This is a genomic window from Winogradskyella sp. J14-2 (assembly GCF_001971725.1).
GTDB lineage: Bacteria > Bacteroidota > Bacteroidia > Flavobacteriales > Flavobacteriaceae > Winogradskyella.
Map to the genome: position 1 here is coordinate 2,622,501 of NZ_CP019388.1, position 25,823 is coordinate 2,648,323.

The following is a 25,823-nucleotide window of genomic DNA, read 5'->3' on the forward strand; positions in this document are numbered from 1 at the left end:
AGTGTACCTGTTGTTCCGCCAGGGGCATTGCAGGGTAGCTACGTTCGGAAGGGATAAGCGCTGAAAGCATATAAGCGCGAAACCCACCACAAGATGAGATTTCTTTAAAGGGTCGTGGAAGATGACCACGTCGATAGGCTACAGGTGTAAAGGCAGCAATGTCATAGCCGAGTAGTACTAATAACCCATAGGCTTATTGTACGCCGCTCTTTTTATAGGTACAACAATCATGTGATTTTTTCAATATGTCAACAATATTAGTGTTGTATATGTTTATGACAACCAAGATTTAAGGTGGTTATAGCGACGGGGCTCACCTCTTACCATTCCGAACAGAGAAGTTAAGCCCGTTTGCGCCGATGGTACTACATCCGTGGAAGAGTAGGTCGCCGCCTTTTTTGAAAACCCTTGCTATTACTTAGTAAGGGTTTTTTGTTTTTTAGCTATTTTAAATAGCTAATACCCTTTTTTGATTTATATTCTTAATTTTACTATTAATGAATAACAATAAAGAGTTACAGTTAGCTTGGGATTTCGTAAATAAAAGCAGTCGAAATATTTTTTTAACAGGTAAAGCTGGTACAGGAAAGACAACTTTTCTTCATAAGTTAAAATTAAAATCACCTAAAAGAATGGTTATTGTTGCTCCTACAGGTGTAGCTGCAATTAATGCTAAAGGTGTAACTATTCATTCATTTTTTCAATTGCCTTTTGGACCAGTATTACCTGATAATATGCGTTCAAGTAAAAATGGATTTAAAAATAAGTTCAGTAAAACTAAGATCAATATTATTAAATCTTTAGACTTATTAGTTATTGATGAGATTAGTATGGTTAGAGCTGATTTATTAGATGCTATTGATAAAATTCTGAGACGATATAAAGATAGAAATCAAGTTTTTGGTGGTGTCCAAGTTCTTATGATTGGTGATTTACAACAATTATCACCAGTTGTAAGAGATAATGAATGGGAATTGCTAAAACCATTTTACAACAATCCTTATTTTTTCAGTAGTCATGCTTATCAATATTGTAACCCAATAACTATTGAGTTAAAACATATTTATAGGCAAGACAATCCCAAATTTATTGAGATTTTAAACGAAATAAGATCTAATAGACTATCTCAAAATTCAATAGAAGAACTTAATAAACGTTTTGATTCAAATTTTTCACCTTCAGAAAATGAAGGCTATATATTTTTAACGACTCATAATAGTAAAGCTGATCAAATTAATAATTCAGAATTAGATAAACTTTCAACAAAAAACGTAAGTTATTCAGCTAAAGTAGAAGGTAAATATCCTGAACATTCTTTTCCTAATGAAGATAAATTAGTATTGAATGTAGGTGCACAAGTCATGTTTATTAAAAACGATAGCTCACCAGAAAAACGTTATTTCAATGGTAAAATTGGAAAAGTTATTCATTTAGACAGAGACGAAGTTGTTGTTAAATGTCCTGATGATGATTTTACAATTATTACAAAACCTGAAACTTGGGAAAACATTACCTACAAAGTTGATAAGGAAACAGACGCTATAACTGAAGAAAAGATTGGTAGCTATACTCAGATGCCTTTACGTTTAGCTTGGGCTATCACAATTCATAAAAGTCAAGGCTTAACCTTTGAAAAAGCTGTAATTGATGCAGATGGTGCCTTTGCCCATGGCCAAACTTACGTAGCCCTGAGTAGATGTAAATCTTTAGAAGGTTTAGTCTTAAAGAGTAAGATTGATTCTAGACATATTATAAATGATACTAATGTTCTTAATTTTACTAAACAAGCTGAAGAAAACCAACCAGATGAAACAGAATTAAAACAATCAAAATCTATATTTCAGCTTCAATTAATTTCTGAAGTTTTTGATTTTTTTCAATTTATATATCCCGTTAATAGAATTTTAGATATCTATTATAAAAACAGAGGAAGTATCGAAGGTCACTTAGAGCAACCTTTAACTAGTATAAAGAATCGTGCTACAAACTTACTGAAAGTAGCTAATACATTCAAAAATCAATTAAAAGAATTAGCTCAAGATAAGTTGCCAGAAAACGATCAAGTGATACAAGAACGTTTTAAAAAAGCTATCAATTATTTTTCTGATGAGACTAAAAGCAAGATTATAGATGAATATCAAAACTTTAGTTTTAGCACAGATAACAAAGCTTTAGATAAAGATATTAGCAAACAATTAGATACGATTGAAGAACTTATAGCAACTAAAAAACTCTATTTCTCTGAATTGAAAGATGGTTTTGAAGTCAATAAGTTTTTAGGATTAAGAGCAAAATCGGTTTTTTTAACTAAAGACCAACCTAAAAAGCTTAGAAAAACGGTGATTGATGTTACAACAAATATCGAGTTATTTGAACTGTTAAGAACCTTAAGAAACACACTAGCGCAAGAACATGATTTAATTCACTATCAAATATTCACCCAAAAATCACTTTACGAAATGTGTAAGACCTTACCAACGACCAAAAAGGAACTGTTACAAGTAAATGGTTTTGGTAAACTGCGGGTTGAAAAGTATGGAAACGATATTCTATCGGTAATCAAAGATTACTGTGAAGATAATGGTATTGACACTTCAGATGTTAGTCAATTTCAATTGGTAGAAGAAAAAAAGCCAAAACGAAAAAAAGGTGACACACAAAAAGAATCTCTAGCACTTTTTAAGGAAGGAAAAACAATAGAAGAAATTGCTCACCTTAGAGAATTAAATGAAAACACAATTTTTGGTCATTTAGCTAAATTTATTAAATCGGGTGAAATTAAAATTTATGATTTAATGCCAAAAGCGCATTATCAAGAATTAAAAAAATTGATACCAAAACATTCATTTGATACGCTTTCAGATTTAAAACATCAACTAGATGATAAATATAGTTATGGCGAAATCAGGTTAGTTTTAGAGGAGTTAAATTCATAAAAAAGGCTTCAACATTATATGCGAAGCCTTTTCAATTTTATATAATTGAGATATTATCCTTTAATAACACCTCTAGAAATTACAATTTTTTGGATTTCAGAAGTGCCTTCATAAATTTGAGTGATTTTTGCATCACGCATTAAACGCTCTACGTGGTATTCTTTTACAAAACCATTTCCACCGTGTATTTGTACAGCTTCTACCGTTTGTTCCATTGCAACTTTACTAGCGTATAATTTTGCCATAGCACTTGCCATGTCATAATTATTACCTTGGTCTTTGTCCCAAGCCGCTTTCATTACTAACATACGAGCAGCTTCAATTTCGGTGTACATATCAGCAAGTTTAAAAGCAACTGCTTGATGGTTGCAAATTTCAGTACCAAAAGCTTTACGCTCTTTACTATATTTTAAAGCAAGCTCGTAAGCACCAGAAGCAATACCTAAAGCTTGTGCAGCAATACCAATACGTCCACCTGAAAGTGTTTTCATTGCGAATTTAAAACCAAATCCGTCTTCACCAATTCTGTTTTCTTTTGGTACTTTAACATCGTTAAATTGAAGTGTGTGTGTATCACTTCCTCTAATGCCTAATTTATCTTCTTTAGGACCAATATCAAAACCTTCCATACCTTTTTCAACTATAAAAGCATTGATTCCTCTGTGTCCTTTTTCTCTGTCTGTTTGTGCAATTACTAAATAAACATCAGATCTACCTCCATTAGTAATCCAATTTTTTGTTCCATTAATTACATAATGGTCACCTTTATCAATTGCAGTTGTTGTTTGTGATGTTGCATCACTACCAGCCTCAGGTTCACTTAAGCAAAATGCACCAATCTGCTCACCAGTAGCTAATTTTGTTAAATACTTTTGTTTTTGTTCTTCAGTACCATAAGCCTCAAGACCATAACAAACCAACGAATTATTTACAGAAACCATTACAGAAGCAGACGCATCAATTTTAGAAAGCTCCTCCATAATAAGCACGTACGAAATTGTATCCATACCGCTACCACCATACTTTGGGTCTACCATAATGCCCATAAACCCTAATTCGCCCATTTTACGAACTAATTCGTCCGGAAAAGTTTGTGTATTATCACGTTCAATAACACCAGGAAGTAATTCTGTTTGAGCAAAATCTCTGGCCGCATCACGAATCATTAAATGTTCTTCAGTTAAGCTAAAATCCATATAGTAAATTAATTATTGATTTGTTAAAAAATTCATGCAAAGATAACGCTTTCTTGCTGTATTTTCAATAAGTAATATTATTTTTACTAATATGATAAAAACTGAATATAAAGTTGTTGCGGTAATGTCTGGAACGTCTTTGGATGGTATAGATCTTATGTATGCAAGTTATAATTTTCATGAGGATTGGAGCTTCAAAATTTATCATGCGGAAACACTAAAATATTCAACCGAATGGAAAACTATCCTAAGCGCTCTCGTAGACAATTCTCTCGAAGAATTAAAGGAATTAGATTTTGCCTATTCTGAATATTTGGCTAACGCGATAAAAAGTTTTATAACCAAGCACAATCTCAGTGAAATAGACTTTATATCTTCCCATGGACACACTGCATTGCATCAACCAGATAAAGGGCTAACCTATCAAATAGGTAATCAACAGATTTTGGCAGATATCCTTAATAGAAAAGTAATTTGCGATTATAGAGTGCAAGATGTTGAGTATGGTGGACAAGGGGCACCATTAGTACCAATAGGCGATAAAATGCTTTTTTATGATTATGATTACTGTTTAAATTTAGGTGGGTTTGCAAATGTTTCGTTTGAAAAAAGTAATAGGCGTATAGCCTTCGATATTTGTCCAATTAATATCGTAATTAATCATTATGCTTCTACAATTAATTTAGAGTATGATGACAGAGGAAAGACAGCCTCAACAGGTAATGTACACCAAGGTTTATTACACCAATTAAACCAACTTGAGTTTTATAAACAATCCGCACCAAAATCACTGGGTTTAGAATGGGTTAAAGCACACATCTTTCCAACTATAGATAGATTTGAACTTAAAACCAGAGATATATTAAGAACTTTTACAGAACATATTGTGGCACAGATAGCCTTAATTTTAAAAGGGAAAGAGTCGAAAACATTAATTACTGGAGGTGGAGCTTACAATGATTTTTTAATAGAACAACTTAAATTAAAAACCCAGTCCAAGATCATAATTTCTGATAACCAAATAATAGAATTTAAGGAGGCTTTAGTATTCGGTTTATTGGGCATTCTTAGAGATAGAATTGAAATTAATTGTCTTAAAAGCGTAACTGGGGCAACTAGAGATCATTCCTCGGGTAAAATTTTATATCCCAATACTTAAAATTAATAATTAATTCACTTTTTAGGTATCTGAGTTTTTTATATTTGTTACCACTAACTAATATATATAAGTTGATAAAGACATTACTTCACAAATACGAAAACAAATCCCCAGAAATAGTATTTCACTGGAATGATCCAGAGACAGATGCCGAAGGATGGACAGTTATAAATTCTCTAAGAGGAGGTGCCGCTGGTGGCGGAACAAGAATGCGCAAAGGCTTAGATATGAATGAAGTACTTTCGTTGGCAAAAACAATGGAAGTAAAATTTACGGTATCTGGTCCAGCTATAGGCGGCGCAAAATCAGGAATTAACTTTGATCCACACGATCCAAGAAAAAAAGGAGTTTTAGAGCGCTGGTATGCTGCGGTTTCGCCATTACTTAAAAGCTATTACGGAACAGGAGGAGATCTCAATGTTGATGAAATACACGAAGTGATTCCAATTACCGAAGAAAGTGGTGTTTGGCATCCGCAAGAAGGAGTTTTTGAAGGGCATTTTAAACCCACCCAAGCTGATAAAATTAATAGAATAGGCCAGTTAAGGCAAGGAGTCATCAAGGTTATTGAAAACCCTGAATATTCCCCAAATGTATCTAGAAAGTATACGGTCGCAGATATGATAACAGGTTTTGGGGTGGCTGTGGCAGCAAAACACTTTTACGATTTATACGAGGGCTCAATAAAAGGGAAACGTGTCGTTGTACAAGGTTTTGGAAACGTTGGTGCTGCAGCAGCATTTTATTTTGCTCAAATGGGAGCAAAGATCGTTGGCATTATCGATATCGTAGGCGGTTTAATCAATGAAGAAGGGTTCACCTTTAAAGAGATTACAGACTTATATCTCAATAAAAACGGAAATACACTTGTGGCTAAAAATCTCATTCCGTTTAATGAAATCAACAAAAAAATATGGTCTCTAAAGACCGAAATATTCGCACCATGTGCAGCATCTAGATTAGTTACAAAAGAGCAGATTGACCAAATGATAGATACAGGTCTAGAAGTCATTACATGTGGGGCAAACGTACCTTTTGCAGATAAAGAAATTTTCTTTGGACCGATTATGGAGCATACTGATCAAAAGGTAAGTTTAATACCAGACTTTATTTCTAACTGTGGGATGGCACGAGTATTTGCATATTTCATGGAACGAAAAGTGCTAATGACAGATGAAGCCATTTTTAGTGATACTTCAAAAGTTATAAAAAAAGCACTACAAGAAGTTAAAAACAACAATCCTTCAAATACAGGAATAAGCGAAACTGCATTTGAGATTGCACTTAGACAATTAATTTAAAAAATAGATCCCTTAATTTATGGAAACCGTAATAATCCTAGTTTTTGTATTTGGCTATTTAGCCATTACTCTCGAACATAATATTAAAATAGATAAACTTATTCCTGCATTAGTAATGATGGCTATAAGTTGGGCGTTAATATCATTGGGTATAGATGATTTCTCACAATGGTTTGATTCTGCCAAGCATAACCTCATGGAGAACTTTGGACTGCTAAACCACGATGAGAAAATGCATCTTATGGAAGAGACACTGCTGCATCACTTAGGTAAAACAGCCGAAATTTTAGTGTTTCTTTTAGGAGCCATGACTATTGTAGAGATTATAGATTATTTTGATGGCTTCTCTACAATAAAAGCAGCTGTTAATTTTAATAGTAGAAAAAAATTACTTTGGATGTTTTCTATCTTGGCTTTTATCTTATCAGCAATAATCGATAACCTTACAGCTACGATCGTTTTAATTTCCATCTTACAAAAAATAGTAAAAGACAGAGATGTAAGAATTTGGTTTGCAGGTTTAATAATAATTGCCGCTAACGCTGGTGGTGCATGGTCGCCAATTGGTGACGTTACAACTACTATGCTTTGGATTGGGGACAAAGTATCTACAGGAAAACTATTCTCGTATTTATTTATTCCATCAGTAATTTGTATGGCAGTACCTACCTTTATCGCGTCCTTACTTCCTGCATTTAAAGGAACAGTAGAATTGCAAGAAGCTGATGAAAAGCCGAAAAGTAAGTTTAGTTCTACCATGCTGTTTTTAGGATTGGGAGCCATAATTTTTGTTCCAATTTTTAAGGTCATTACGCATCTGCCTCCATATGTAGGCATGATGCTATCGCTTGGTGTAGTTGCAATTTTTGCAGAAGTGTATAGCAATTCTAAGTTTGCTATTTCTGCTGCATCGGCAGGGCACAGTGAGCATGAAGAACACGCAAGCCATAGCCCAGTGCACTACTCATTATCTAAAATAGAATTACCTAGCATATTATTCTTTCTAGGAATTTTAATGGCTGTAGCCGCACTAGAATCTTTAGGAATTTTATTTGGCTTTGCAGATTCACTACAAACATCCATGCCAATGATGGGTACTGAGTTACACGGAGAAGGCGTTTCAGATTTAGTCGTGTTATTACTAGGTGTCGGTTCTGCGGTAATAGACAATGTACCACTAGTAGCCGCAAGTTTAGGAATGTTTTCTGAACCTATGGATAACGAACTATGGCACTTTATAGCCTATTCTGCCGGAACAGGCGGAAGCATGTTAATCATTGGTTCTGCCGCAGGTGTCGTAGCAATGGGAATGGAAAAAATTGATTTTTTCTGGTACTTAAAGAAAATCTCATGGTTAGCTCTTGTTGGGTTTTTAGCAGGTGCAGCTGCATTTATGGCTACCAGAGCTATATTCTAACATACTTAAGTTAAAAACTCAGCGTTATAACTTACAGTAACTTTTAAACTTAAAACTTATTATATGATATTACTAAGTAATATTCAAGATGGTGCAGAAGTATTAGCAGAAGGGGAGCAAGTAGAAAAAACACTTTCCATTATTGAGTTAATCACTAGTGGTGGAACTTCAGGAATGGTAATAATTCTTATCCTATTCCTACTTCTTATTGTAGCAACCTATATTTATTTTGAAAGAATTTTTGCCATCAAAGCAGCTTCTAAAGTAGATTCTAATTTTATGAATCAGATTAAAGATCATGTTAGTAATGGAAAAATAGATTCTGCCCAGATGTTATGTGCACAACAAAACTCACCAGTTTCTCGATTAATTGCTAAAGGCATTACTCGTATTGGTAAGCCACTAGAAGATATTAATACCGCAATTGAAAACGCTGGACGATTAGAGATTTATAGCTTAGAAAAGAATGTAAGTGTACTTGCAACGATCTCAGGTGTAGCACCAATGATCGGTTTCTTGGGAACTGTAGTTGGTATGATACTTTCTATTTTTGAACTAGCTAATGCAGGCGGAACAATACAAATGGATGTTTTAGCTAGCGGACTTTATACTGCAATGACAACTACTGTTGGTGGCCTTATAGTGGGTATTATAGCTTATGTTGCCTATAATCACATAGTTGTAAAAACAAATAAGGTTGTTTATCAGATGGAAGCCAACTCTGTAGAGTTTTTAGATCACTTAAACGAACCTATCTAATTTATGAATATTAGAGGACGAAATAAAGTAACACCAGAATTCAATATGGCATCAATGACCGATATTGTATTCTTGTTATTGATCTTTTTTATGATTGCTTCAACTTTGGTAACTACTAATGCAATAGATATTATTTTACCAAAAGCCAGCGGTAAAACCGAAAATAAAAAATCTACAGCCGTAAGTATTAAGAAGGATTTAACCTATTACATAGATCAGAAGCGTGTTGGGGAAAGTGTTTTAGAAAATGAATTGGTAAAAGCGCTTTCAACACAAGAGCAACCAACAATTGTGTTGCGTGCCGAGAAGTCTGTTCCTGTTGAGAATGTTGTTAAGGTTATGGACATAGCCAATAGAAATAAATTTAAAGTGATTTTGGCAGTGCAACCAAATTAAAACGGCATCGTTTTTGAAATTAAGCTTTTAAAGTGTTTGATTTGAAGTGAAATATTTAGAGACCATACATCAACGTAATGCTGCAAGAATAACAGTGCTTATTGCACTCTTGTTATTTTTGTTATTGTTTTTTGTTGGTCCTCAATATTTAGATCCACCAGAAGAATATGGCGTTGCAGTAAATTTTGGAACTACAGATTTTGGGAGTGGAAACAAACCTTTGGCACAACCAAGAGAAGCAGTAGAAGAAAAAGTAGTTGAAGAATCTCAGCCAGAGCCATCAGTATCTGAACCTACTGAAGCTCCTCAAAAAACTGAGGATGTAATGACTCAGGAAGACGCAGAAGCCATCGCTATTAAAAAGCAAAAGGAAGCAGAGGCAAAAGCAAAAGCTGAAGCAGATCGTATTGCACGTGAAAAGCGTGAAGCTGAAGAACGCAAAAAACGTGAAGAAGCGGAGAAAGTAAAAAATCTTGATAATCTTATTGGAGGTGTGAAAAATTCAAAAGGTAATGATGATGGAGGTGAGGGACCAGATAACAAAGGAGCAAACAAAGGACAGCTGGATGGTGACCCATATGCGCCAAGTTATTTTGGTGGTTCTGGACCAGGAAAAGGAGGTGTTGGTTATGGACTAGGAGGTAGAGGAAAACCTTCTCGTCAAATCTTTAAACAAGATTGTAACGAATATGGTCTAGTCGTCGTAAGAATTGAAGTTAACAGACAAGGAAAAGTTGTTAAAGCTACTCCAGGTGAACGAGGTACAACTAATACAGCACCTTGCCTATTAGAGCCAGCAAAAAAAATTGCATTATCTCACAAATGGCCAGCGGACTCTAATGCTCCTGAGACACAAATAGGTTTTGTAAGTATTAATTTTGATTTAGGTCAATAACTCCTATGAATTATCAAGATACAGTCAATTGGATGTTTCAACAACTGCCAATGTATCAAAACAAGGGTAAATCTGCTTTTAAAAAAGATTTATCTAATACACTAAAACTTTCAGCACAACTTAATCATCCCGAAAAAAAATTTAAGTCTATTCATGTTGGTGGTACCAATGGTAAAGGCTCAACTAGCCATATGCTGGCATCCATACTCCAAGAAGCAGGTTACAAAGTTGGACTTTATACATCACCGCATTTAAAAGATTTTAGAGAACGCATTAGGATTAACGGAAAGGTTGTTTCAAAACAATTTGTCATTGGTTTCATAAAGCGGAACAAAGCTTTTTTAGAATCTAATAACTTATCTTTTTTTGAAATGACCGTTGGTATGGCTTTCGATTATTTTGCAAGGCAAAAAGTTGATATTGCTGTCATAGAAGTTGGTTTAGGTGGTCGTTTAGACTCTACCAACATAATTACTCCAGTCCTTTCTATAATTACCAATATTGGTTTTGACCATATGCAGTTTTTAGGTGATACACTCCAAAAAATTGCAGGTGAAAAAGCAGGAATTATTAAGCAAAATATTCCGGTTGTAATTGGTGAAACACAGCCTAAAACACGAGCAGTTTTTGAAGCAAAAGCTAAGTCTACAAATTCTGAAATATGCTTTGCAGATCAAATAGTCAAAGATGTTTTTGAAAGTGACTTAAAAGGGTCGTACCAAAAGCATAATATAAAAACCGTCATTCAGTCAGTTAAGGTCCTAACACATTTTGGGTATAATATTTCAAATCAAAACTTAAAAAATGGATTATTAAACGTTGTTAAAAATTCAGGTTTACAAGGACGATGGCAAGTATTACAAGAGAACCCAAAAGTTATTTGTGATACAGCACACAATAGCGAAGGCTTAAGTTATACCATGAGGCAATTACAATCGGAAAAGTATAATAATTTACATATTGTTTTTGGTGTTGTAAGCGATAAAGACTTAGAAGCCATACTGCCATTATTACCAAAAACAGCCACTTACTATTTCTGCAAACCCAATGTGCAGCGTGGACTAGATGCTAAAGTTTTAAAAACAGTTTTTAATTCAAACAATCTTCTAGGTAATGCATACGCAAGTGTAAAAGAAGCATTTAGCTGTGCTAAATTGTCGGCAGATAAAGATGATTTAATTTATGCTGGCGGAAGTACTTTTGTGGTGGCAGAAATAATTTAATTTTTTTAAAAAAATCTTTTGAGATTTTAAAAACTAGTCTATATTTGCAGTCCTAATAATTAGGGCGCGTAGCTCAGTTGGTTCAGAGCACTTGGTTTACACCCAAGGGGTCAGGGGTTCGAATCCCTTCGCGCCCACAAGAGTTCACAATTATGTGAACTTTTTTGTTTTATAAAGGGTCATTAACTCAGTTGGTTCAGAGTGTTACCTTGACAGGGTAGAAGTCACTGGTTCGAATCCAGTATGACCCACTTTAAAAATTAAATCCAAACACAAGTTTGGATTTTTATTTTAATAGAAATTCTAAAATTCGTTCTAAAGCCATCCCTCTAGATCCTTTAATTAAAATCGTAGCATTTTTTATATCTAGATTTTTTAAATAAGGCTTTAAATCTTCAAACGTTTTATATTTTTTAGTCGTTGGTTTGGTGGTAGTTTTGTGAAAATTCTCACCTACTAGAATAATATTTTTATCAAAATTATATTCCGCAAAATTGGTTATTGCCTGATGTTCCATTGCAGCTTCATTGCCAAGTTCAAACATGTCACCAAGAAAGAGATACTTGAGTTCTGCGTTGAGCTGCTTTAGATTTTTAAGTGCTGCTAACATACTGGTAGGGTTGGCATTATAAGCGTCTAAAATAATTTTTGTAGAGCCTCTTTCAATAATTTCAGAGCGATTATTATTAGATTGGTACCCTTCAATGGCTTTTTTTATGGCATCTGGTTCTACTTTAAAGTGTTGGCCAATGGCAACTGCTACTGCAATGTTACTATAATTATAATCTCCTATCAGTTGACTTTCAATTTCAATATGTTTGTAGTTTAAGATTACAAATGGGTTTGCACTTTTAAACTCAACAGTACAGTCGTTTTTTCGATCTTTGCCGAAACTCACAATGTTATTATAATTGCCAATTTGTTTTAGTTGTTTGGGATCGTCTGCGTTTATGAATGCGATTTTTTTATTTGTTTTTATAAAATCATACAATTCAGACTTGCCTTTTATTACACCTTCCACACCACCAAAACCTTCTAGATGGGCTTTTCCAAAATTTGTGATTAATCCAAAATCGGGCTCGGCAATACTGCAAAGAAATTCTATTTCTTTTTGATGATTGGCACCCATTTCAACAATACCAAAATCTAAATCTTTGGTAAAGGATAATAATGTAAGCGGTACGCCAATATGGTTGTTAAGATTTCCTTTGGTTGCATTTACCTTGTATGTTGTTGAAAGTACAGCTTTAATAAGTTCTTTTGTAGTGGTTTTACCATTACTGCCTGTTAAAGATATTATAGGGACCTTAATTACTTTGCGATGGAAAGTAGCTAAGTTCTGAAGTGTAATCAACACATCATTCACTAACAAACAACGATCATCTATTACTGCGTTTTTATCATCAATGACACAATATTTTGCTCCGTTTTCAAACGCTTGCTTTACAAATTTATTACCATTAAAATTATCGCCTTTTAATGCAAAATACATATCATTTTTACTGATTGTTCTTGTATCCGTAGAGACAGAAGCACAGGCTTCGAATTTTTTATAAATAGACGCTATTTCCATAAGCTAAAAATAAAAAAAGTCCTGATTATTATATCAGGACTTTTTCAATATTATTTACTAAATTATTTTAGTTACGTTTCTTTTGTGATTTTACTGATTTTGAACCTACTCTAGAAACTGCACATCTAAATCCTATATAGTCTGTGGCCATGTCTTGAGGGAAGTAACGACGTTGAGCAGGATCTATCCAGTATGCTCTATCTCTCCAAGAACCACCCTTGTAAACTCTAACTTCGTCATTTATTAAAGAGGTTCTATTGTTAGACTTGTCATATTCTCTTATCAGTTTACCACCAGCAGAGTCTACAGATACAGTATGCTTAGGTGAGTTGTACATCTTTCCTGTTGCATCTACTCTATTGTCACCTTCATCAAAACTTTCTCTGTAATAACGGGAAGAGCGTTTATCACCGTCTCTAAAGTTTCTGTTATCACTTTTATCGAACTGAGTTCTAAGATAAGTATCTTCATTATCAACAGGAACTTTTGCAATTTCGCCAGGAAGGTTACGAGCTATAATTTTACCGTTACTTAGCGTGTCGTAAACTATCTCATCTACAGTAACAATTTTTACTGTACCGTCTTCGTTTAAAGCATTTTTAGTATAAACATTACCTCTGTAATAGTTAAAGTCATTAAACTCGTCATCAACAATAGGACGATAAACATCAGCAACCCACTCAGCAACATTACCTGCCATATCATAAAGACCGTAGTCGTTCGGTTGGTAAGATTTTACTTCGGCAGTAATGTCAGCACCATCATCAGACCATCCTGCAATTCCACCGTAATCACCTTTGCCTTGCTTAAAGTTTGCTAATTGGTCTCCACGGTTTACGCGCTTGCCAGATCTTGTGTATTGTCCATCCCAAGGATATTTTTTACGTCCTCTGTAAACGTTATAGCTTCTTAACTCACTCATTCCTAAAGCTGCATATTCCCACTCTGCTTCAGTTGGAAGTCTGTATTTTACAGGAATTAACCCAGACTCTCTATTTGCATAGACATTGATAGGATTTCCATCAGCATCTGTTTGTTGTCTCCTTCTACCACCTTGTAATACATCTTCACTCCCTCCATATGTTTCGGTTGGCGCATTGATGTAAGTGTCTACATCAAAAGTGCTTTCTGCGCTTAGATCTGTATACTGAGCATCTCTTTTAATGTAACCTGCCTCTTGCAATGACATTTCTGCGACACGGTTAGATCTCCAATTCGCATATTCTACAGCTTGTATCCAACTAACGCCAACAACAGGATAGTTAGCATAACCAGGATGGCGCAAATAATTTTCTGTCATCATTTCGTTGTATCCTAAACGATTTCTCCATACTAAGGTATCAGGAAGTGCACCCTTGTAGATTAAAGCATAATTTGGGTCATCTGGTGGATATACTCTCTTAAGATAATCTAAATAAAATAGGTAATTTAGGTTTGTAACCTCTGTCTCATCCATATAGAACGACTGTATGTGTTGCTGATTTGGTGTGTTGTTCCAATCATGCATTGGGTCATCCTGTACTTTACCCATTGTAAAGGTTCCACCTTCTACAAATGCAGTCCCAGGAGGTGTTTCTTGTTCCTTAAAGCTAGTGTTGTATTGAAAACCACCATTTTTGTCATTGATTTTCCATCCAGTTGCACTATCTACGTTGCCTGAATTAGAGTTGCGCTTGCAACTAAAAATACTCGCGCAAAGCGTCAGTACAATTAAAAATTTTAGGTTTGAGACATTTTTCATATCCATATGTTTAAGTAAGCTCGTTAAATTTTAGTTCCGCAATATAACAATTAAAGGTAAACCAACAACTTTTTTTAACTCGAAAATTCAAAAAAATATGCATTTCATCCTTTTTTTTGAACACAATAACGGATTTTTGGTCGGTTTAACGTGTTATTTTGCTCTTTAATAACGTCCGCTAAAATAAATTATTGTTGTATTTTTGAAATAAAAATTGAAGGATCATAATAAGCCTGTAATATAGCCGTTATTTTACTGTGCCTAATACAATGTCAGGTTAGTGATATTTATTTTTGTTAATGGTGGGCTTTTAAATTATAACAAGTTAGATGAAAAATTGCTTTGTTCTTATTTCTACACTATTCTTCTTCTTCACTTTTGCACAACAAAAGCAATTTACTATTGATTGGAATGGTGATAAAGTGCTAGAAACGTCATACGGAAAGATTACGGTTCCTAGTTTTAACGAAAAGTATTTTAGTTATGATGACAAAAATGGATTATTATTTTTTACTCAATGGGATGCTGCAAGTGGCTATGTCGACGAAAATTCAGTAACTATTTCTAACATTTCTTACGAAACGATAAGTCAAGCTGCGCTAAAAAACTTGAAGACTAACCTAATTCCTAAGTCGGTTAAGTATAACTTTCGTAATACTAATGCTAGAAACAAACTCAGTTATTATTTTGAGATAAGTCCTATAATAAATGATAAAGGTATCTACAAGAAGGTTAAATCCTTTACTGTAAATTATAATGCTAGAACCAACAGGCCAAAATCTGTAGCAAAATCTGAAATTACAAATTCAGTATTAAGTTCTGGTGAATGGTATAAATTTTATATAGAAGAGTCTGGTGTTTTTCAGTTAACAAAAGGGTTTTTAACCAGTTTAGGTATTAATACGAATGCTGTAGACCCGAGAACCATCAAAATTTATGGCAATGGTGGTAGAATGCTCCCATTACTTAATTCCGCTAATTATCCGTTTGACGTAGTGGAGAACGCCATAAAATTTGTTGGTGAAGAGGATGGTAGTTTTGATAATGGTGATTACATCTTGTTCTACGGCGAAGGGCCAAAAACCTATAGTGAAGAAAGTCAGACCAATCTAAACCTTTACTCAGATAAGACTTATTATTACGTAAATGTAAGTTCTGGAAACGGTAAAAGAATTCAACAAATGCCAAGTATAGGAGCAGCTGCAGATATTCAAATTAATACGTTTCAAGATTATCAGTTTTATGAAGTAGATGCCTTTAATTTAGCTAAATTGGGCAGGCGATGGTTTGGGGATGATTTTGCGATTGAAAACCAACGTGTTTATAACTTTCAGTTTCCAAATTTAGTAACTAGTGAGACGGTTAGATTTGACATAGCAGTAGGGTCGGTTTCAGAAACTGATGGTACAACTATGGGCATTACCATAAATGGTAATTTTGTTTCTAGCCTTGGTCTAGGAACTATTAGTCCTGGCTCAGTTTTAGGTACTGCAAATGCATATGGTGATGATCTTAATATCACCACAGATGAAATTACAGTAACGTTAGATTATAACAATAATGGTAACCCATCAGCAAACGCATATTTAGATTACATAAATATTGAAGCTACCAGAAACTTAGCCTACGTTGGTGAGCAATTAATCTTTAAAAATAGAGAGGTTATAACAACACCTGGCATTGCCGAGTATAATCTTTCTAATGCCTCAGGAGTTCAAGAAGTTTGGGATATTACTGATAGATTTAATGTTTCTAATGTTTTAAATACTGAAGGATTAAGCAACTTAAGTTTCAAAACGGTCTCTGGTGAGGAACGTACATATTTAGCGTTTTCTATTTCTAACGTTATGCAACCCAAAAAGGACTCAAGATCTACCTTGGCAAACCAAAACCTAAAAGGGACAATATTTCTCAACAGCCAAGGTGCTTTTGAGGATATAGATTACTTAATAGTAACACCTGCAGAGTTAGTTTCTCAGGCAGAGCGTTTAGCTCAAATTAACAGAAACCAGTACAACCTTAACGTTAAAGTTGTAGAGCTTCAAACTATTTATAATGAGTTTAGTACTGGTAGTCAAGATATCGCTGCAATAAGAAATTTTATAAAATACGTCTACGATAATGCAAGCATTCCTAACAACAGGTTAAAATACGTATGCTTGTTTGGCGAAGGTTCTTATGATTACAAAAACAGGATAAATAATAATACTAATTTGGTGCCTTCATGGTATTCTACCGCAAGCTTTAGTCTTACCAATTCTTTTGTTTCAGATGATTTTTATGCCATGCTAGATGATAGTGAAGGAGGTATGGGAAGTGCTGACAGAATGGATATTGCTGTTGGTAGAATATTGGCCGAGGATATTCAGCGCGCAAAAGAACTGGTAGATAAAATTGAAGCGTATTATCAACCCGAGGCCTTCGGAAATTGGCGAAACAACGTCTTATTGGTATCTGATGATGTTGATGTAGCCTGGGAGAACACCTTACAAGTTACTACAGACGACTTGGGTACCAATATAGAAACAGATAAACCTTTTTTTAATGTTGTAAAGATACATTCCGATGCTTTTGAGCAAGAGTCTTCCTCTGCGGGTAACAGATACCCTCAAGTAAACGAAGCATTTAAAGATGCTATTGAAGTTGGTGCTTTGGTTGTAAATTATTTTGGTCATGGTGGTGAAGATGGGCTAGCGAAAGAGCGTATATTCGATAAGTTTGATGCTCAAGAAATCAATAACATTTGTAAGTACAACCTATTTATTACAGTAACCTGTGAGTATACTAAGTTTGATGATCCAGGTAGACCTACAGCTGGTGAATTTACCTACTGGAATAAAACAGGAGGTGCTATTGCATTAATGACAACAACCAGGCAAATCTTTGTAACGGTGGGAGAGAGTTTTAATGAGGTATTAGATGATTATTTGTTTGCCTATGGCTCTAATGACTATCTCCCTCTAGGTGAAGTTTTAAGATTGACAAAAACAGACAATGGAATTGCAGGAATCACGCAAAAAAGACTAGTTTTTCTTATTGGAGATCCTGCTATGAGATTGGCCTTTCCGCAACCCGATATTAGATTAACAAGAGTTAATGATGTAGAAATTACACAACCAATAGATACACTTAAGGCTTTAAGTTATACCAAGTTGTCCGGTGAGGTTACGGATGTTAATGGTAATTTATTATCTAACTATAATGGTACATTAACTGCAACTGTTTTTGATAAGAGAATTCAAAGACAAACATTAGCTAATGATGGCACTACAGATGGTAATGGCACAATAATTTTAAACTTTAGCACCCTTGGAGAAATTATTTTTAAAGGACAAGCTACGATTGAAAACGGACAATTTGAGTTCGACTTTATAGTGCCAAGAGATATTGGTATACCTATAGGCAACGGAAAAGTAAGTTTTTACGCCCAAACGAGCAACCCTTTATCAAATCAGGCTGGTGCTAATTTTGATATTAAAGTAGGAGGTATTAATGAAGATGCACCAGAGGACAATATTGGTCCCGTAATCAATCTTTTTATGAATGATGAAAATTTTGTTTCAGGTGGCATTACTAACGAATCACCTAGTCTTTTAGCGAAACTACAAGACGATAATGGAATAAACACAGCAAGTGGTATAGGACATGATATTACAGCTATTATCGATGGTGATGAAACCAATCCCATAGTACTAAACGATTACTATCAAGCCAATGTAGATGATTATACAAATGGCACGGTATCTTTTCCTTTTAGAGATTTAGAACCTGGGCCGCACACACTTACCTTAAAAGCTTGGGATACCTATAATAATTCTTCAACTGCAGAAATTCAATTCGTGGTTTTTGATAAAGATGAAGAATTAGTTATCAATAACGTACTAAACTATCCTAATCCATTTGTTAACTACACAGAGTTTTGGTTTAATCATAATAGTGTAGAGCCACTAGATGTCTCTGTTCAAATTTTTACCGTATCAGGTAAGTTGGTAAGAACGTTAAACGGACAAACCTCAGGAGGTAGTAAATCTGTTAGTTCCTTATCTAAGGACATAGTTTGGGACGGAAGAGATGATTTTGGAGATAAAATAGGAAAAGGAGTTTATATCTATAAACTAAAAGTAAGATCTAACCGTTTAAATAAACAAGTTGAAAAAATTCAAAAACTTGTTATACTCTAATAATAAATTATATTTGCTAATGAATTAGCGCTAGGTAATTAGCACTAATAACCCAATTATTAACATGAAGAAATTTGCAATAAACCTTATCACTTTATTAACAATAAACCTTGTTTTAGCGCAAGAAACTATAACATTTCCAGACCAGTCTTCTGTAATTACAACTGGAGTTCCATTTATGCTTATAGCCCCAGATGCAAGGTCTGCATCAATGGGAGATATGGGTGTTGCAACTTCCGTAGACGGATTTTCTCAACAGTGGAATCCTGCAAAATATGTATTTTCAGAAGCAAAATCAGGAGTAAGTCTAAGCTATACGCCTTATTTAAGTAGATTGGTAAATGATATCTCAATAAGCTACGTCACCTATTTTAACAGACTAAATGAGTTTAGCGCAGTTTCAGCAAGTTTCAAATATTTTAGCTTGGGTGAAATTCTGTTAACCCAAGGCGAAAATGACCCTGGCGTTAATGTAAAACCAAACGAACTCACAGCAGATGTAGCATACACACTTAGACTAGCCGACCAATTTTCTATGGCTGTAGCTGTGCGTTATATGAGGTCAGATTTAAGAATAGATCAGGTAGATCCAAATGCCGATGCAGCAAGTACATTTGGGGCAGACATTACAGGATATTATCAAAGTGAAGAAGAAGCCTATAATGATTTTAACGGTCGTTGGAGAGCTGGTTTTGCGATTCAAAATTTAGGACCAAAGTTTAAGTACGATGATGGTGGCAGAGAAAATTTTCAACCTACAAACTTAAGATTAGGCGCAGGTTTTGATTTTATTTTTGACGAATACAGTAAATTAGGTATAACGGCTGAGGTGTCTAAATTATTAGTTCCAACACCACCAAAATTTGGTTTTGTAGATACCAATGGTGACGGAGAGCAAACAGATGACGATCCTAGTACTCCAAATATTGACGAAAGCGAACCAACAATAATAACGCAAGGGCAAGATAATGATGTCAGTTTTTTAAACGGAATTTTTCAATCTTTCGGAGATGCGCCAGGAGGTTTTAGTGAGGAGCTTAGAGAGTTTACATGGGCTTTAGGTGCAGAATACACCTACCAAGAAAACTTTGCCTTTAGAGCAGGTTACTTTAACGAAGCAGAAGATAAGGGAGCACGTAAGTTTTTTGCTATTGGAGCTGGTTTTAAATACACAACCATTAATTTGGATTTATCATATTTGTTTTCAGCATCAAGAGTGCAAAGTCCATTAGAAAATACATTGCGATTTTCACTGACATTTAATTTTGGTGATGGAGAGTATAATGAATATTAAAACGACATAAATAAAAAAGTTTCAAAAAACTATTGTCTAAAAGCAATAGTTTTTTTGTCTAAAAAAGGTTCGAGTATGAAGGAAGTTAAAATTGAATCCACGTTTAAAGTTTACGAAACCTTAAGTGAGCTTCCTGATGATATACAACAATTAATGAAGTCTGCCATAAATGCTAGAAAAAAAGCATATGCACCCTACTCAAAATTTAAAGTAGGAGCTGCAATTCTCTTAGATAACAACCAAGTTGTTAGTGGAAGTAACCAAGAAAATGCATCATACCCTTCTGGTTTGTGCGCAGAGCGTACTGCCATTTTTTATGCAGGTGCAAAATATCCTAATGCTAAGGTTTTAAAAATAGCAATAACAGCATCATCTCAAAATCAAGTAACAGATACACCAATTCCGCCCTGTGGTGCCTGCAGGCAATCCATTTCAGAATACGAAATAAAGCAAGATCAGCCCATTGAGATTTACTTCATGGGAGCCATGGGCAAAGTTGTAAAATCAAACTCTTTAGCAAATTTATTACCACTTAGTTTCGATAGAAGTTTTCTATAACGTTTTCGTTACAAATTTTACAATTTTGAGCTTTTTGGTTACTAACTAATGTGTTATTTTTGTTATTCGGATAAATAGAACGAATCAAAAAATGCAAAAAATCACCAAAGAAGTTTACCTTAAGTGGTACGAGGATATGTTGTTTTGGCGAAAGTTTGAGGATAAACTTGCCGCAGTATATATTCAACAAAAAGTAAGAGGATTTCTCCACTTATATAATGGTCAAGAAGCTGTTTTAGCAGGAGCTTTGCATGCCATGGACCTAACCAAGGATAAAATGATTACAGCTTACCGTAACCACGTACAGCCTATTGGTATGGGTGTAGATCCTAAACGTGTTATGGCAGAGTTATACGGTAAAGCAACAGGAACCTCTCAAGGATTAGGCGGTTCTATGCACATATTCTCTAAAGAACACAGATTTTATGGTGGTCATGGTATTGTAGGAGGTCAAATTCCACTTGGAGCTGGTATAGCATTTGGTGATAAATATCATGGTAGCGATGCTGTAACTTTATGTTGTTTTGGTGATGGTGCTGCAAGACAAGGCTCGTTGCACGAAACGTTTAATCTTGCAATGCTTTGGAATTTGCCAGTAGTATTTGTTTGCGAGAATAATGGTTACGCTATGGGAACCTCAGTAGAACGTTCTGCAAACCATACAGATATCTGGAAACTAGGTTTAGGGTACGAAATGCCGTCAGGACCAGTGGATGGTATGAATCCTGTGAAAGTAGCCGAAGCATTTGACGAAGCTATACAGCGCGCAAGAAAAGGAGGTGGGCCTTCGTTTTTAGAGGTTAAAACTTATAGGTACAGAGGACATTCAATGTCAGACGCTCAGCACTATAGAACAAAGGATGAAGTTGAAGAATACAAAAAAATAGATCCAATAACTCAGGTAAAAGAGGTTATTTTAGAAAATAATTACGCAACTGAAGACGAGATTAAAGCTATTGATAAACGTGTTAAAAAACATGTTTCTGAATGTGAGAAGTTTGCAGAAGAATCTCCTTACCCAGAAAAGAGTGTGATGTACGATTCTGTATATGAGCAAGAAGATTACCCATTTATACAACACAAATTATAAGCTATGGCAGAAGTTATAAATATGCCGCGTTTAAGCGATACAATGGAAGAAGGAACTGTTGCCACTTGGTTAAAGAAAGTTGGTGACAAGGTTGAAGAAGGAGATATTTTAGCTGAGATTGAAACCGACAAGGCTACAATGGAGTTTGAGTCTTTTAACGAAGGTACGTTGCTTCATATTGGAATTCAAGAAGGCGAAACAGCCAAAGTAGATGCGCTTTTAGCGATTATTGGTGAAGAAGGAGAGGACATTTCAGAATTATTAAATGGAAGCATTTCATCAGAAGAAGAAACCAAGTCAGAAGAAGAAACCAAGTCTGAAGATAAAAAAGAAGATACAACAGAAGCTGAAAATTCAGACAAATTACCAGAAGGAGTTACTGTTGTAACTATGCCTCGTTTAAGTGATACAATGGAAGAAGGAACCGTGGCTACATGGTTAAAGAAAGTTGGTGATGAGGTAGAAGAAGGTGATATCCTTGCTGAAATTGAAACAGATAAAGCTACGATGGAGTTTGAATCTTTTCAGTCAGGTACTTTACTGCATATTGGCTTAGAAGAAGGTGAATCTGCAAAAGTAGATGCATTACTAGCTATTATTGGTCCTTCAGGAACTGATGTATCTGGTATTGCAAAAAACTTTAAAGCTGGTGGTTCAGAATCTAAATCAGAGCCGAAGACAGAAAGTAAAGCAGCTCCAAAAGAAGACAAGAAAGAAGAGTCTAAGAAAGAAGAAGTGAGGTCAACACCTACGAGTGCATCAACAACAACTACTTCTTCATCAGATGGAAGAATTTTTGCCTCACCTTTGGCCAAAAAAATGGCTGAAGAAAAAGGCATTAACCTGTCTCAGGTAAAAGGCTCAGGCGAAAACGGTAGAATTGTAAAACGCGATATAGAAAACTTTACACCATCACAAACATCGGCATCCGTTGGTAAATTTGTCCCGACTGGTACAGAAGATTTTGATGAAGTACCAAACTCCAGTATGCGTAAAGCGATTGCTAAGAATTTAGCCAAATCCAAATTTACTGCACCACACTATTATTTAAATGTGGAGTTTGATATGGAAAATGCTATTGCATTTAGAGCTCAGTACAATTCTTTACCCGATACAAAAATATCATACAATGATATGATAGTTAAAGCCTGTGCATTGGCATTAAAGCAACATCCACAAGTTAATTCTCAATGGTTTGATGATAAGATGAGGTTAAATAACCATGTGCATATTGGTGTGGCTGTTGCTGTACCAGATGGCTTGGTGGTTCCTGTTGTAAAGTTTGCAAACGAGCAAAGCTTAACTCAGATTGGCGCTGCTGTAAAAGAATACGCAGGTAAAGCGAGGAACAAGAAGCTAACCTTAGACGAGATGGAAGGTAGTACATTTACTATTTCTAACTTAGGTATGTTTGGTATTGAAAGTTTTACATCGATTATCAATCAACCTAATTCGGCAATTTTATCTGTTGGTGCAATTGTATCAAAACCAGTTGTTAAAAACGGGCAGGTTGTTCCTGGCAATACTATGAAGTTAACTATGGCATGCGATCATAGAACCGTAGATGGTGCAACCGGTGCGCAATTCCTTCAAACACTAAAAGGATATATTGAAAATCCGGTGACGATGTTAGTATAATAAGTCTGCTTTTTTTTCTGAAATATCACATTGTGCGGAGTGCAATGTACAAAGTTGTAGCGTTGTTTCAGAAGCTCATTATAATTTTAAGACCTGATTTGGCATGTTTCAAATCAGGTTTTTTTATCTTTAAACTCTAATCAAAAATTAATATGAAATATATATGGTCTGCACTTAGCCTGTTGCTTTTAATGGCTTGCGGTACAAAACAAAATGGCTCTAGAGGCAAAGAGAATATTTCAGAAAAAATTACCATTACAGCCCAAGATGTTAAAATGAGTATGGATTATATGGCTTCAGATGAGCTAGGAGGTAGAGCAACAGGAAGTGAAGGTATAGAAAAAGCTGCTGTCTATATTGAAAACTACTTTAAAAAGAATGGCATAAAGCCCTATTTTGAAACCTATAGAGATAGTTTCAAAATAGGTGAAATTGATGGTTATAATGTAGTTGGAATGATTGAAGGAACAGATGATACACTCAAAAATGAATTCATAATTCTTGGTGGTCACTACGATCATATAGGAAAAGGAAAAACAGTAGAAGGAGACAGTATTGCCAATGGCGCCAATGACGATGCCTCTGGTACCATAGCAGCTATGGAGTTTGGTAGATATTTTTCAAAATCTAAAAGTAATAAACGCAGTATACTTATTACGCTATATGACGCTGAAGAAATGGGTCTAAAGGGTTCAGCGCACTTAGCAGCTAGACTTAAAGAAGCTGGTTTAAATGTCTATACCATGCTAAACTTTGAAATGATTGGTGTGCCAAGGGCAGAGGATAAGTCATTAGCTTATATGAGTGGCTATAACCGTTCTAATTTAGCACCAACACTAAATAAGTATGCAGGTGAAGAGATCGTTGGTTTTTTTCCAAAGGCTAAAGAATTTCAATTGTTTTACAGATCGGATAATTTTCCGTTTTTTAAAGAATTAAATGTTCCTGCACATGCCATTTCTACATTCGATTTTACAAATTTTGAGTATTATCATCATGTAGATGACGAAGCTGATAAAATGGACTATGATCACATGGCAAACTTTATTAATAAAATGATACCTGCTTTAAAAGGTATGATGAATTCCTCCACAAAAGAAGTCGTATTAAATGAAGAGTAAGAATATTATTATAACAGGAACGAGTAGAGGTATAGGTTTTGAGTTAGTACATCTTTTTGCCAGCCAAGGACACAATGTATTGGCACTATCAAGAAACGCCCAACCGGTTAATAACTTGCATTTTGAAAATATAACCTCTTTTGCTTTTGATTTGTGCAGAGATGAAGATTACAATAAAGTCGAAGATTTTATTGGCAATGAGTGGAAACATGTAGATATTCTTATTAATAATGCTGGTATGTTGCTAAATAAGCCTTTTGCAGAAACCACATTTCAAGATTTTGAAAACGTATATAGAACAAATGTTTTTGGAGTATCAGAAATGACCAGAATAGTCCTTCCTTTTATGAAACAAGATGGACATGTAGTCACTATCAGTAGCATGGGAGGCATACAAGGGAGTATGAAGTTCCCTGGACTTTCCGCTTACAGTTCCAGCAAAGGAGCGGTAATCACATTAACAGAGTTGCTCGCTGAAGAATATAAAGAAACAGGACCGCAATTTAATGTTTTAGCTCTGGGTGCTGTACAAACAGAGATGTTAAAAGAAGCTTTTCCAGATTATCAGGCACCAACAACTGCTATGGAAATGGCAGAATATATTTTTAACTTTTCGCTTAGCGGAAATAAATACTATAACGGCAAAGTACTGCAAGTTTCTAATTCTACACCTTAGTATGTCTAAATACAAATGCATTATTTTTGATTGTGATGGTGTTTTAGTAGATAGTGAGCCTATAAGCAATCAAGTTATGGTGGATTTGGTAAATGCGCTTGGAGCAAATATAGATTTAGATTATGCATATCGGCATTTTAAAGGTAATAGTTTCAATGAGTGTGCAAATAAAATTTCAAAACTAATTACGCAAAAACTACCAATTGATTTTGAAGAGCAATACCGAAAAGAATCTTACCAGAGATTTCAAAAAGAGATTAAGCCTATTGATGGTGTAAAAGATATTCTTCAAGATTTAAAAATTCCGTTTTGTGTAGCTTCTAGTGGTCCGGTAAAAAAAATAAAACTCAATTTAGAACTTACAGGTCTATCATCTTTTTTTCAGGATAAAACGATATTTAGTTGTTATACTATTAAAAAGTGGAAGCCAGACCCATCTGTATTCTTATGGGCCGCGTAAACTATGGGGTTTAGAAATAAGGAATGCTTAGTTATAGAAGATAGTTTAATAGGAATTGAAGCAGCGATAAGCGGAGGTTTTGATGTTTTTGGATTTACGGCCCACGACTATAGTGGTGAATTGCATAAAAAAGCGACAAAAACCTTTTTAGACATGAAAAATCTAAAAGAATTGTTAAAATTATAACGTATTTTCTATATTTAGAAAAA

20 protein-coding genes, 2 tRNA genes and 2 rRNA genes (1 of these 24 only partly in view) are annotated in these 25,823 nt (G+C 34.8%); 21 read left to right on the plus strand and 3 right to left on the minus strand.

Annotated elements, in window-relative coordinates; all coding sequences use genetic code 11:
- The 3 genes from BWZ20_RS11730 to BWZ20_RS11740 form a co-directional block, all read left to right on the plus strand.
- Positions 1–201 (plus strand): 23S ribosomal RNA (locus BWZ20_RS11730); it begins 2,612 nt to the left of the window's first position.
- 89 nt (positions 202–290) lie between these two features.
- Positions 291–398: ribosomal RNA gene (gene rrf / locus BWZ20_RS11735) — 5S ribosomal RNA — on the plus strand.
- A 99-nt stretch (positions 399–497) separates the two neighbouring features.
- Positions 498–2,936 (plus strand): helix-turn-helix domain-containing protein, encoded by a 2,439-nt coding sequence (locus BWZ20_RS11740; RefSeq protein ID WP_076620200.1) that lies wholly within the window; start codon positions 498–500, stop codon positions 2,934–2,936.
- 53 nt (positions 2,937–2,989) lie between these two features.
- Here the strand turns inward: BWZ20_RS11740 and BWZ20_RS11745 are convergent, their stop codons facing one another.
- Positions 2,990–4,132, minus strand: a complete 1,143-nt coding sequence (locus tag BWZ20_RS11745; protein ID WP_076620202.1) for an acyl-CoA dehydrogenase — start codon at positions 4,130–4,132, stop codon at positions 2,990–2,992.
- Positions 4,133–4,223: 91 nt separating this feature from the next.
- Between BWZ20_RS11745 and BWZ20_RS11750 the strand changes: the two genes are divergently transcribed.
- From BWZ20_RS11750 to BWZ20_RS11790, 9 genes are all read left to right on the plus strand, one after another.
- Entirely contained in the window at positions 4,224–5,291 is a 1,068-nt protein-coding gene (locus tag BWZ20_RS11750; RefSeq protein ID WP_076620204.1) for an anhydro-N-acetylmuramic acid kinase, read from the plus strand.
- A 74-nt stretch (positions 5,292–5,365) separates the two neighbouring features.
- The gene (locus BWZ20_RS11755) at positions 5,366–6,592 is read left to right on the plus strand and encodes a Glu/Leu/Phe/Val dehydrogenase dimerization domain-containing protein (protein ID WP_076621351.1); all 1,227 of its coding nucleotides are present in this window, start codon (positions 5,366–5,368) and stop codon (positions 6,590–6,592) included.
- 19 nt (positions 6,593–6,611) lie between these two features.
- On the plus strand, positions 6,612–8,009 hold the full coding sequence (nhaD, locus tag BWZ20_RS11760) for a sodium:proton antiporter NhaD (RefSeq protein WP_076620206.1): 1,398 nt from the start codon (positions 6,612–6,614) through the stop codon (positions 8,007–8,009).
- Positions 8,010–8,072: 63 nt separating this feature from the next.
- Entirely contained in the window at positions 8,073–8,768 is a 696-nt protein-coding gene (locus BWZ20_RS11765) for a MotA/TolQ/ExbB proton channel family protein (protein WP_076620208.1), read from the plus strand.
- 3 nt (positions 8,769–8,771) lie between these two features.
- Positions 8,772–9,164: an ExbD/TolR family protein gene (locus BWZ20_RS11770; RefSeq protein ID WP_076620209.1), complete on the plus strand. Its 393-nt coding sequence runs from the start codon at positions 8,772–8,774 to the stop codon at positions 9,162–9,164.
- Positions 9,165–9,210: 46 nt separating this feature from the next.
- On the plus strand, positions 9,211–10,059 hold the full coding sequence (locus BWZ20_RS11775) for an energy transducer TonB (protein WP_076620211.1): 849 nt from the start codon (positions 9,211–9,213) through the stop codon (positions 10,057–10,059).
- Between the two features lie 5 nt (positions 10,060–10,064).
- Positions 10,065–11,282 (plus strand): bifunctional folylpolyglutamate synthase/dihydrofolate synthase, encoded by a 1,218-nt coding sequence (locus BWZ20_RS11780; protein WP_076620212.1) that lies wholly within the window; start codon positions 10,065–10,067, stop codon positions 11,280–11,282.
- A gap of 62 nt (positions 11,283–11,344) precedes the next feature.
- A tRNA-Val gene (locus tag BWZ20_RS11785) sits at positions 11,345–11,419 on the plus strand.
- A 39-nt stretch (positions 11,420–11,458) separates the two neighbouring features.
- Positions 11,459–11,533: transfer RNA gene (locus BWZ20_RS11790), tRNA-Val, on the plus strand.
- A 35-nt stretch (positions 11,534–11,568) separates the two neighbouring features.
- Here BWZ20_RS11790 and BWZ20_RS11795 read toward each other — a convergent pair.
- Entirely contained in the window at positions 11,569–12,855 is a 1,287-nt protein-coding gene (locus BWZ20_RS11795; protein WP_076620214.1) for a UDP-N-acetylmuramoyl-tripeptide--D-alanyl-D-alanine ligase, read from the minus strand.
- A 67-nt stretch (positions 12,856–12,922) separates the two neighbouring features.
- On the minus strand, positions 12,923–14,602 hold the full coding sequence (gldJ, locus tag BWZ20_RS11800) for a gliding motility lipoprotein GldJ (protein ID WP_157358409.1): 1,680 nt from the start codon (positions 14,600–14,602) through the stop codon (positions 12,923–12,925).
- A gap of 323 nt (positions 14,603–14,925) precedes the next feature.
- Here gldJ and porU point away from each other — a divergent pair, with 323 nt between their 5' ends.
- The 9 genes from porU (at position 14,926) to BWZ20_RS15495 (ending at position 25,800) form a co-directional block, all read left to right on the plus strand.
- Positions 14,926–18,777, plus strand: a complete 3,852-nt coding sequence (porU, locus tag BWZ20_RS11805; protein WP_076620216.1) for a type IX secretion system sortase PorU — start codon at positions 14,926–14,928, stop codon at positions 18,775–18,777.
- A 64-nt stretch (positions 18,778–18,841) separates the two neighbouring features.
- Positions 18,842–20,071, plus strand: coding sequence for a type IX secretion system outer membrane channel protein PorV (porV, locus tag BWZ20_RS11810; protein ID WP_076620217.1), 1,230 nt, complete (start codon positions 18,842–18,844; stop codon positions 20,069–20,071).
- A gap of 75 nt (positions 20,072–20,146) precedes the next feature.
- A complete protein-coding gene (gene cdd, locus BWZ20_RS11815; RefSeq protein WP_076620218.1) occupies positions 20,147–20,629 on the plus strand; it encodes a cytidine deaminase in 483 nt (160 codons plus the stop codon).
- Positions 20,630–20,720: 91 nt separating this feature from the next.
- Positions 20,721–21,719 (plus strand): pyruvate dehydrogenase (acetyl-transferring) E1 component subunit alpha, encoded by a 999-nt coding sequence (gene pdhA / locus BWZ20_RS11820; RefSeq protein ID WP_076620219.1) that lies wholly within the window; start codon positions 20,721–20,723, stop codon positions 21,717–21,719.
- 3 nt (positions 21,720–21,722) lie between these two features.
- Positions 21,723–23,357, plus strand: coding sequence for a pyruvate dehydrogenase complex dihydrolipoamide acetyltransferase (locus tag BWZ20_RS11825; RefSeq protein ID WP_076620220.1), 1,635 nt, complete (start codon positions 21,723–21,725; stop codon positions 23,355–23,357).
- A gap of 152 nt (positions 23,358–23,509) precedes the next feature.
- On the plus strand, positions 23,510–24,478 hold the full coding sequence (locus tag BWZ20_RS11830) for a M28 family metallopeptidase (RefSeq protein ID WP_076620221.1): 969 nt from the start codon (positions 23,510–23,512) through the stop codon (positions 24,476–24,478).
- Positions 24,468–25,154 carry an SDR family NAD(P)-dependent oxidoreductase gene (locus BWZ20_RS11835; RefSeq protein ID WP_076620222.1) on the plus strand — a complete coding sequence of 229 codons (687 nt, stop codon included), beginning with the start codon at positions 24,468–24,470 and terminating at the stop codon, positions 25,152–25,154. Before BWZ20_RS11830 ends, BWZ20_RS11835 begins: the two co-directional genes overlap by 11 nt.
- Before the next feature lies 1 nt (position 25,155).
- Entirely contained in the window at positions 25,156–25,614 is a 459-nt protein-coding gene (locus BWZ20_RS11840; protein WP_232217107.1) for an HAD hydrolase-like protein, read from the plus strand.
- Between the two features lie 3 nt (positions 25,615–25,617).
- The gene (locus BWZ20_RS15495) at positions 25,618–25,800 is read left to right on the plus strand and encodes a hypothetical protein (RefSeq protein WP_232217108.1); all 183 of its coding nucleotides are present in this window, start codon (positions 25,618–25,620) and stop codon (positions 25,798–25,800) included.
- Positions 25,801–25,823 lie beyond the last annotated feature (23 nt).

Coding starts and splice junctions, on each gene's coding strand:
- BWZ20_RS11740 (WP_076620200.1), top strand. CDS start 498: ATGAATAACAATAAAGAGTTACAGTTAGCTTGGGATTTCGTAAATAAA.
- BWZ20_RS11745 (WP_076620202.1), bottom strand. CDS start 4,132: ATGGATTTTAGCTTAACTGAAGAACATTTAATGATTCGTGATGCGGCC.
- BWZ20_RS11750 (WP_076620204.1), top strand. CDS start 4,224: ATGATAAAAACTGAATATAAAGTTGTTGCGGTAATGTCTGGAACGTCT.
- nhaD (WP_076620206.1), top strand. CDS start 6,612: ATGGAAACCGTAATAATCCTAGTTTTTGTATTTGGCTATTTAGCCATT.
- BWZ20_RS11765 (WP_076620208.1), top strand. CDS start 8,073: ATGATATTACTAAGTAATATTCAAGATGGTGCAGAAGTATTAGCAGAA.
- BWZ20_RS11770 (WP_076620209.1), top strand. CDS start 8,772: ATGAATATTAGAGGACGAAATAAAGTAACACCAGAATTCAATATGGCA.
- BWZ20_RS11780 (WP_076620212.1), top strand. CDS start 10,065: ATGAATTATCAAGATACAGTCAATTGGATGTTTCAACAACTGCCAATG.
- BWZ20_RS11795 (WP_076620214.1), bottom strand. CDS start 12,855: ATGGAAATAGCGTCTATTTATAAAAAATTCGAAGCCTGTGCTTCTGTC.
- gldJ (WP_157358409.1), bottom strand. CDS start 14,602: ATGGATATGAAAAATGTCTCAAACCTAAAATTTTTAATTGTACTGACG.
- porU (WP_076620216.1), top strand. CDS start 14,926: ATGAAAAATTGCTTTGTTCTTATTTCTACACTATTCTTCTTCTTCACT.
- porV (WP_076620217.1), top strand. CDS start 18,842: ATGAAGAAATTTGCAATAAACCTTATCACTTTATTAACAATAAACCTT.
- cdd (WP_076620218.1), top strand. CDS start 20,147: ATGAAGGAAGTTAAAATTGAATCCACGTTTAAAGTTTACGAAACCTTA.
- pdhA (WP_076620219.1), top strand. CDS start 20,721: ATGCAAAAAATCACCAAAGAAGTTTACCTTAAGTGGTACGAGGATATG.
- BWZ20_RS11825 (WP_076620220.1), top strand. CDS start 21,723: ATGGCAGAAGTTATAAATATGCCGCGTTTAAGCGATACAATGGAAGAA.
- BWZ20_RS11830 (WP_076620221.1), top strand. CDS start 23,510: ATGAAATATATATGGTCTGCACTTAGCCTGTTGCTTTTAATGGCTTGC.
- BWZ20_RS11835 (WP_076620222.1), top strand. CDS start 24,468: ATGAAGAGTAAGAATATTATTATAACAGGAACGAGTAGAGGTATAGGT.
- BWZ20_RS11840 (WP_232217107.1), top strand. CDS start 25,156: ATGTCTAAATACAAATGCATTATTTTTGATTGTGATGGTGTTTTAGTA.
- BWZ20_RS15495 (WP_232217108.1), top strand. CDS start 25,618: ATGGGGTTTAGAAATAAGGAATGCTTAGTTATAGAAGATAGTTTAATA.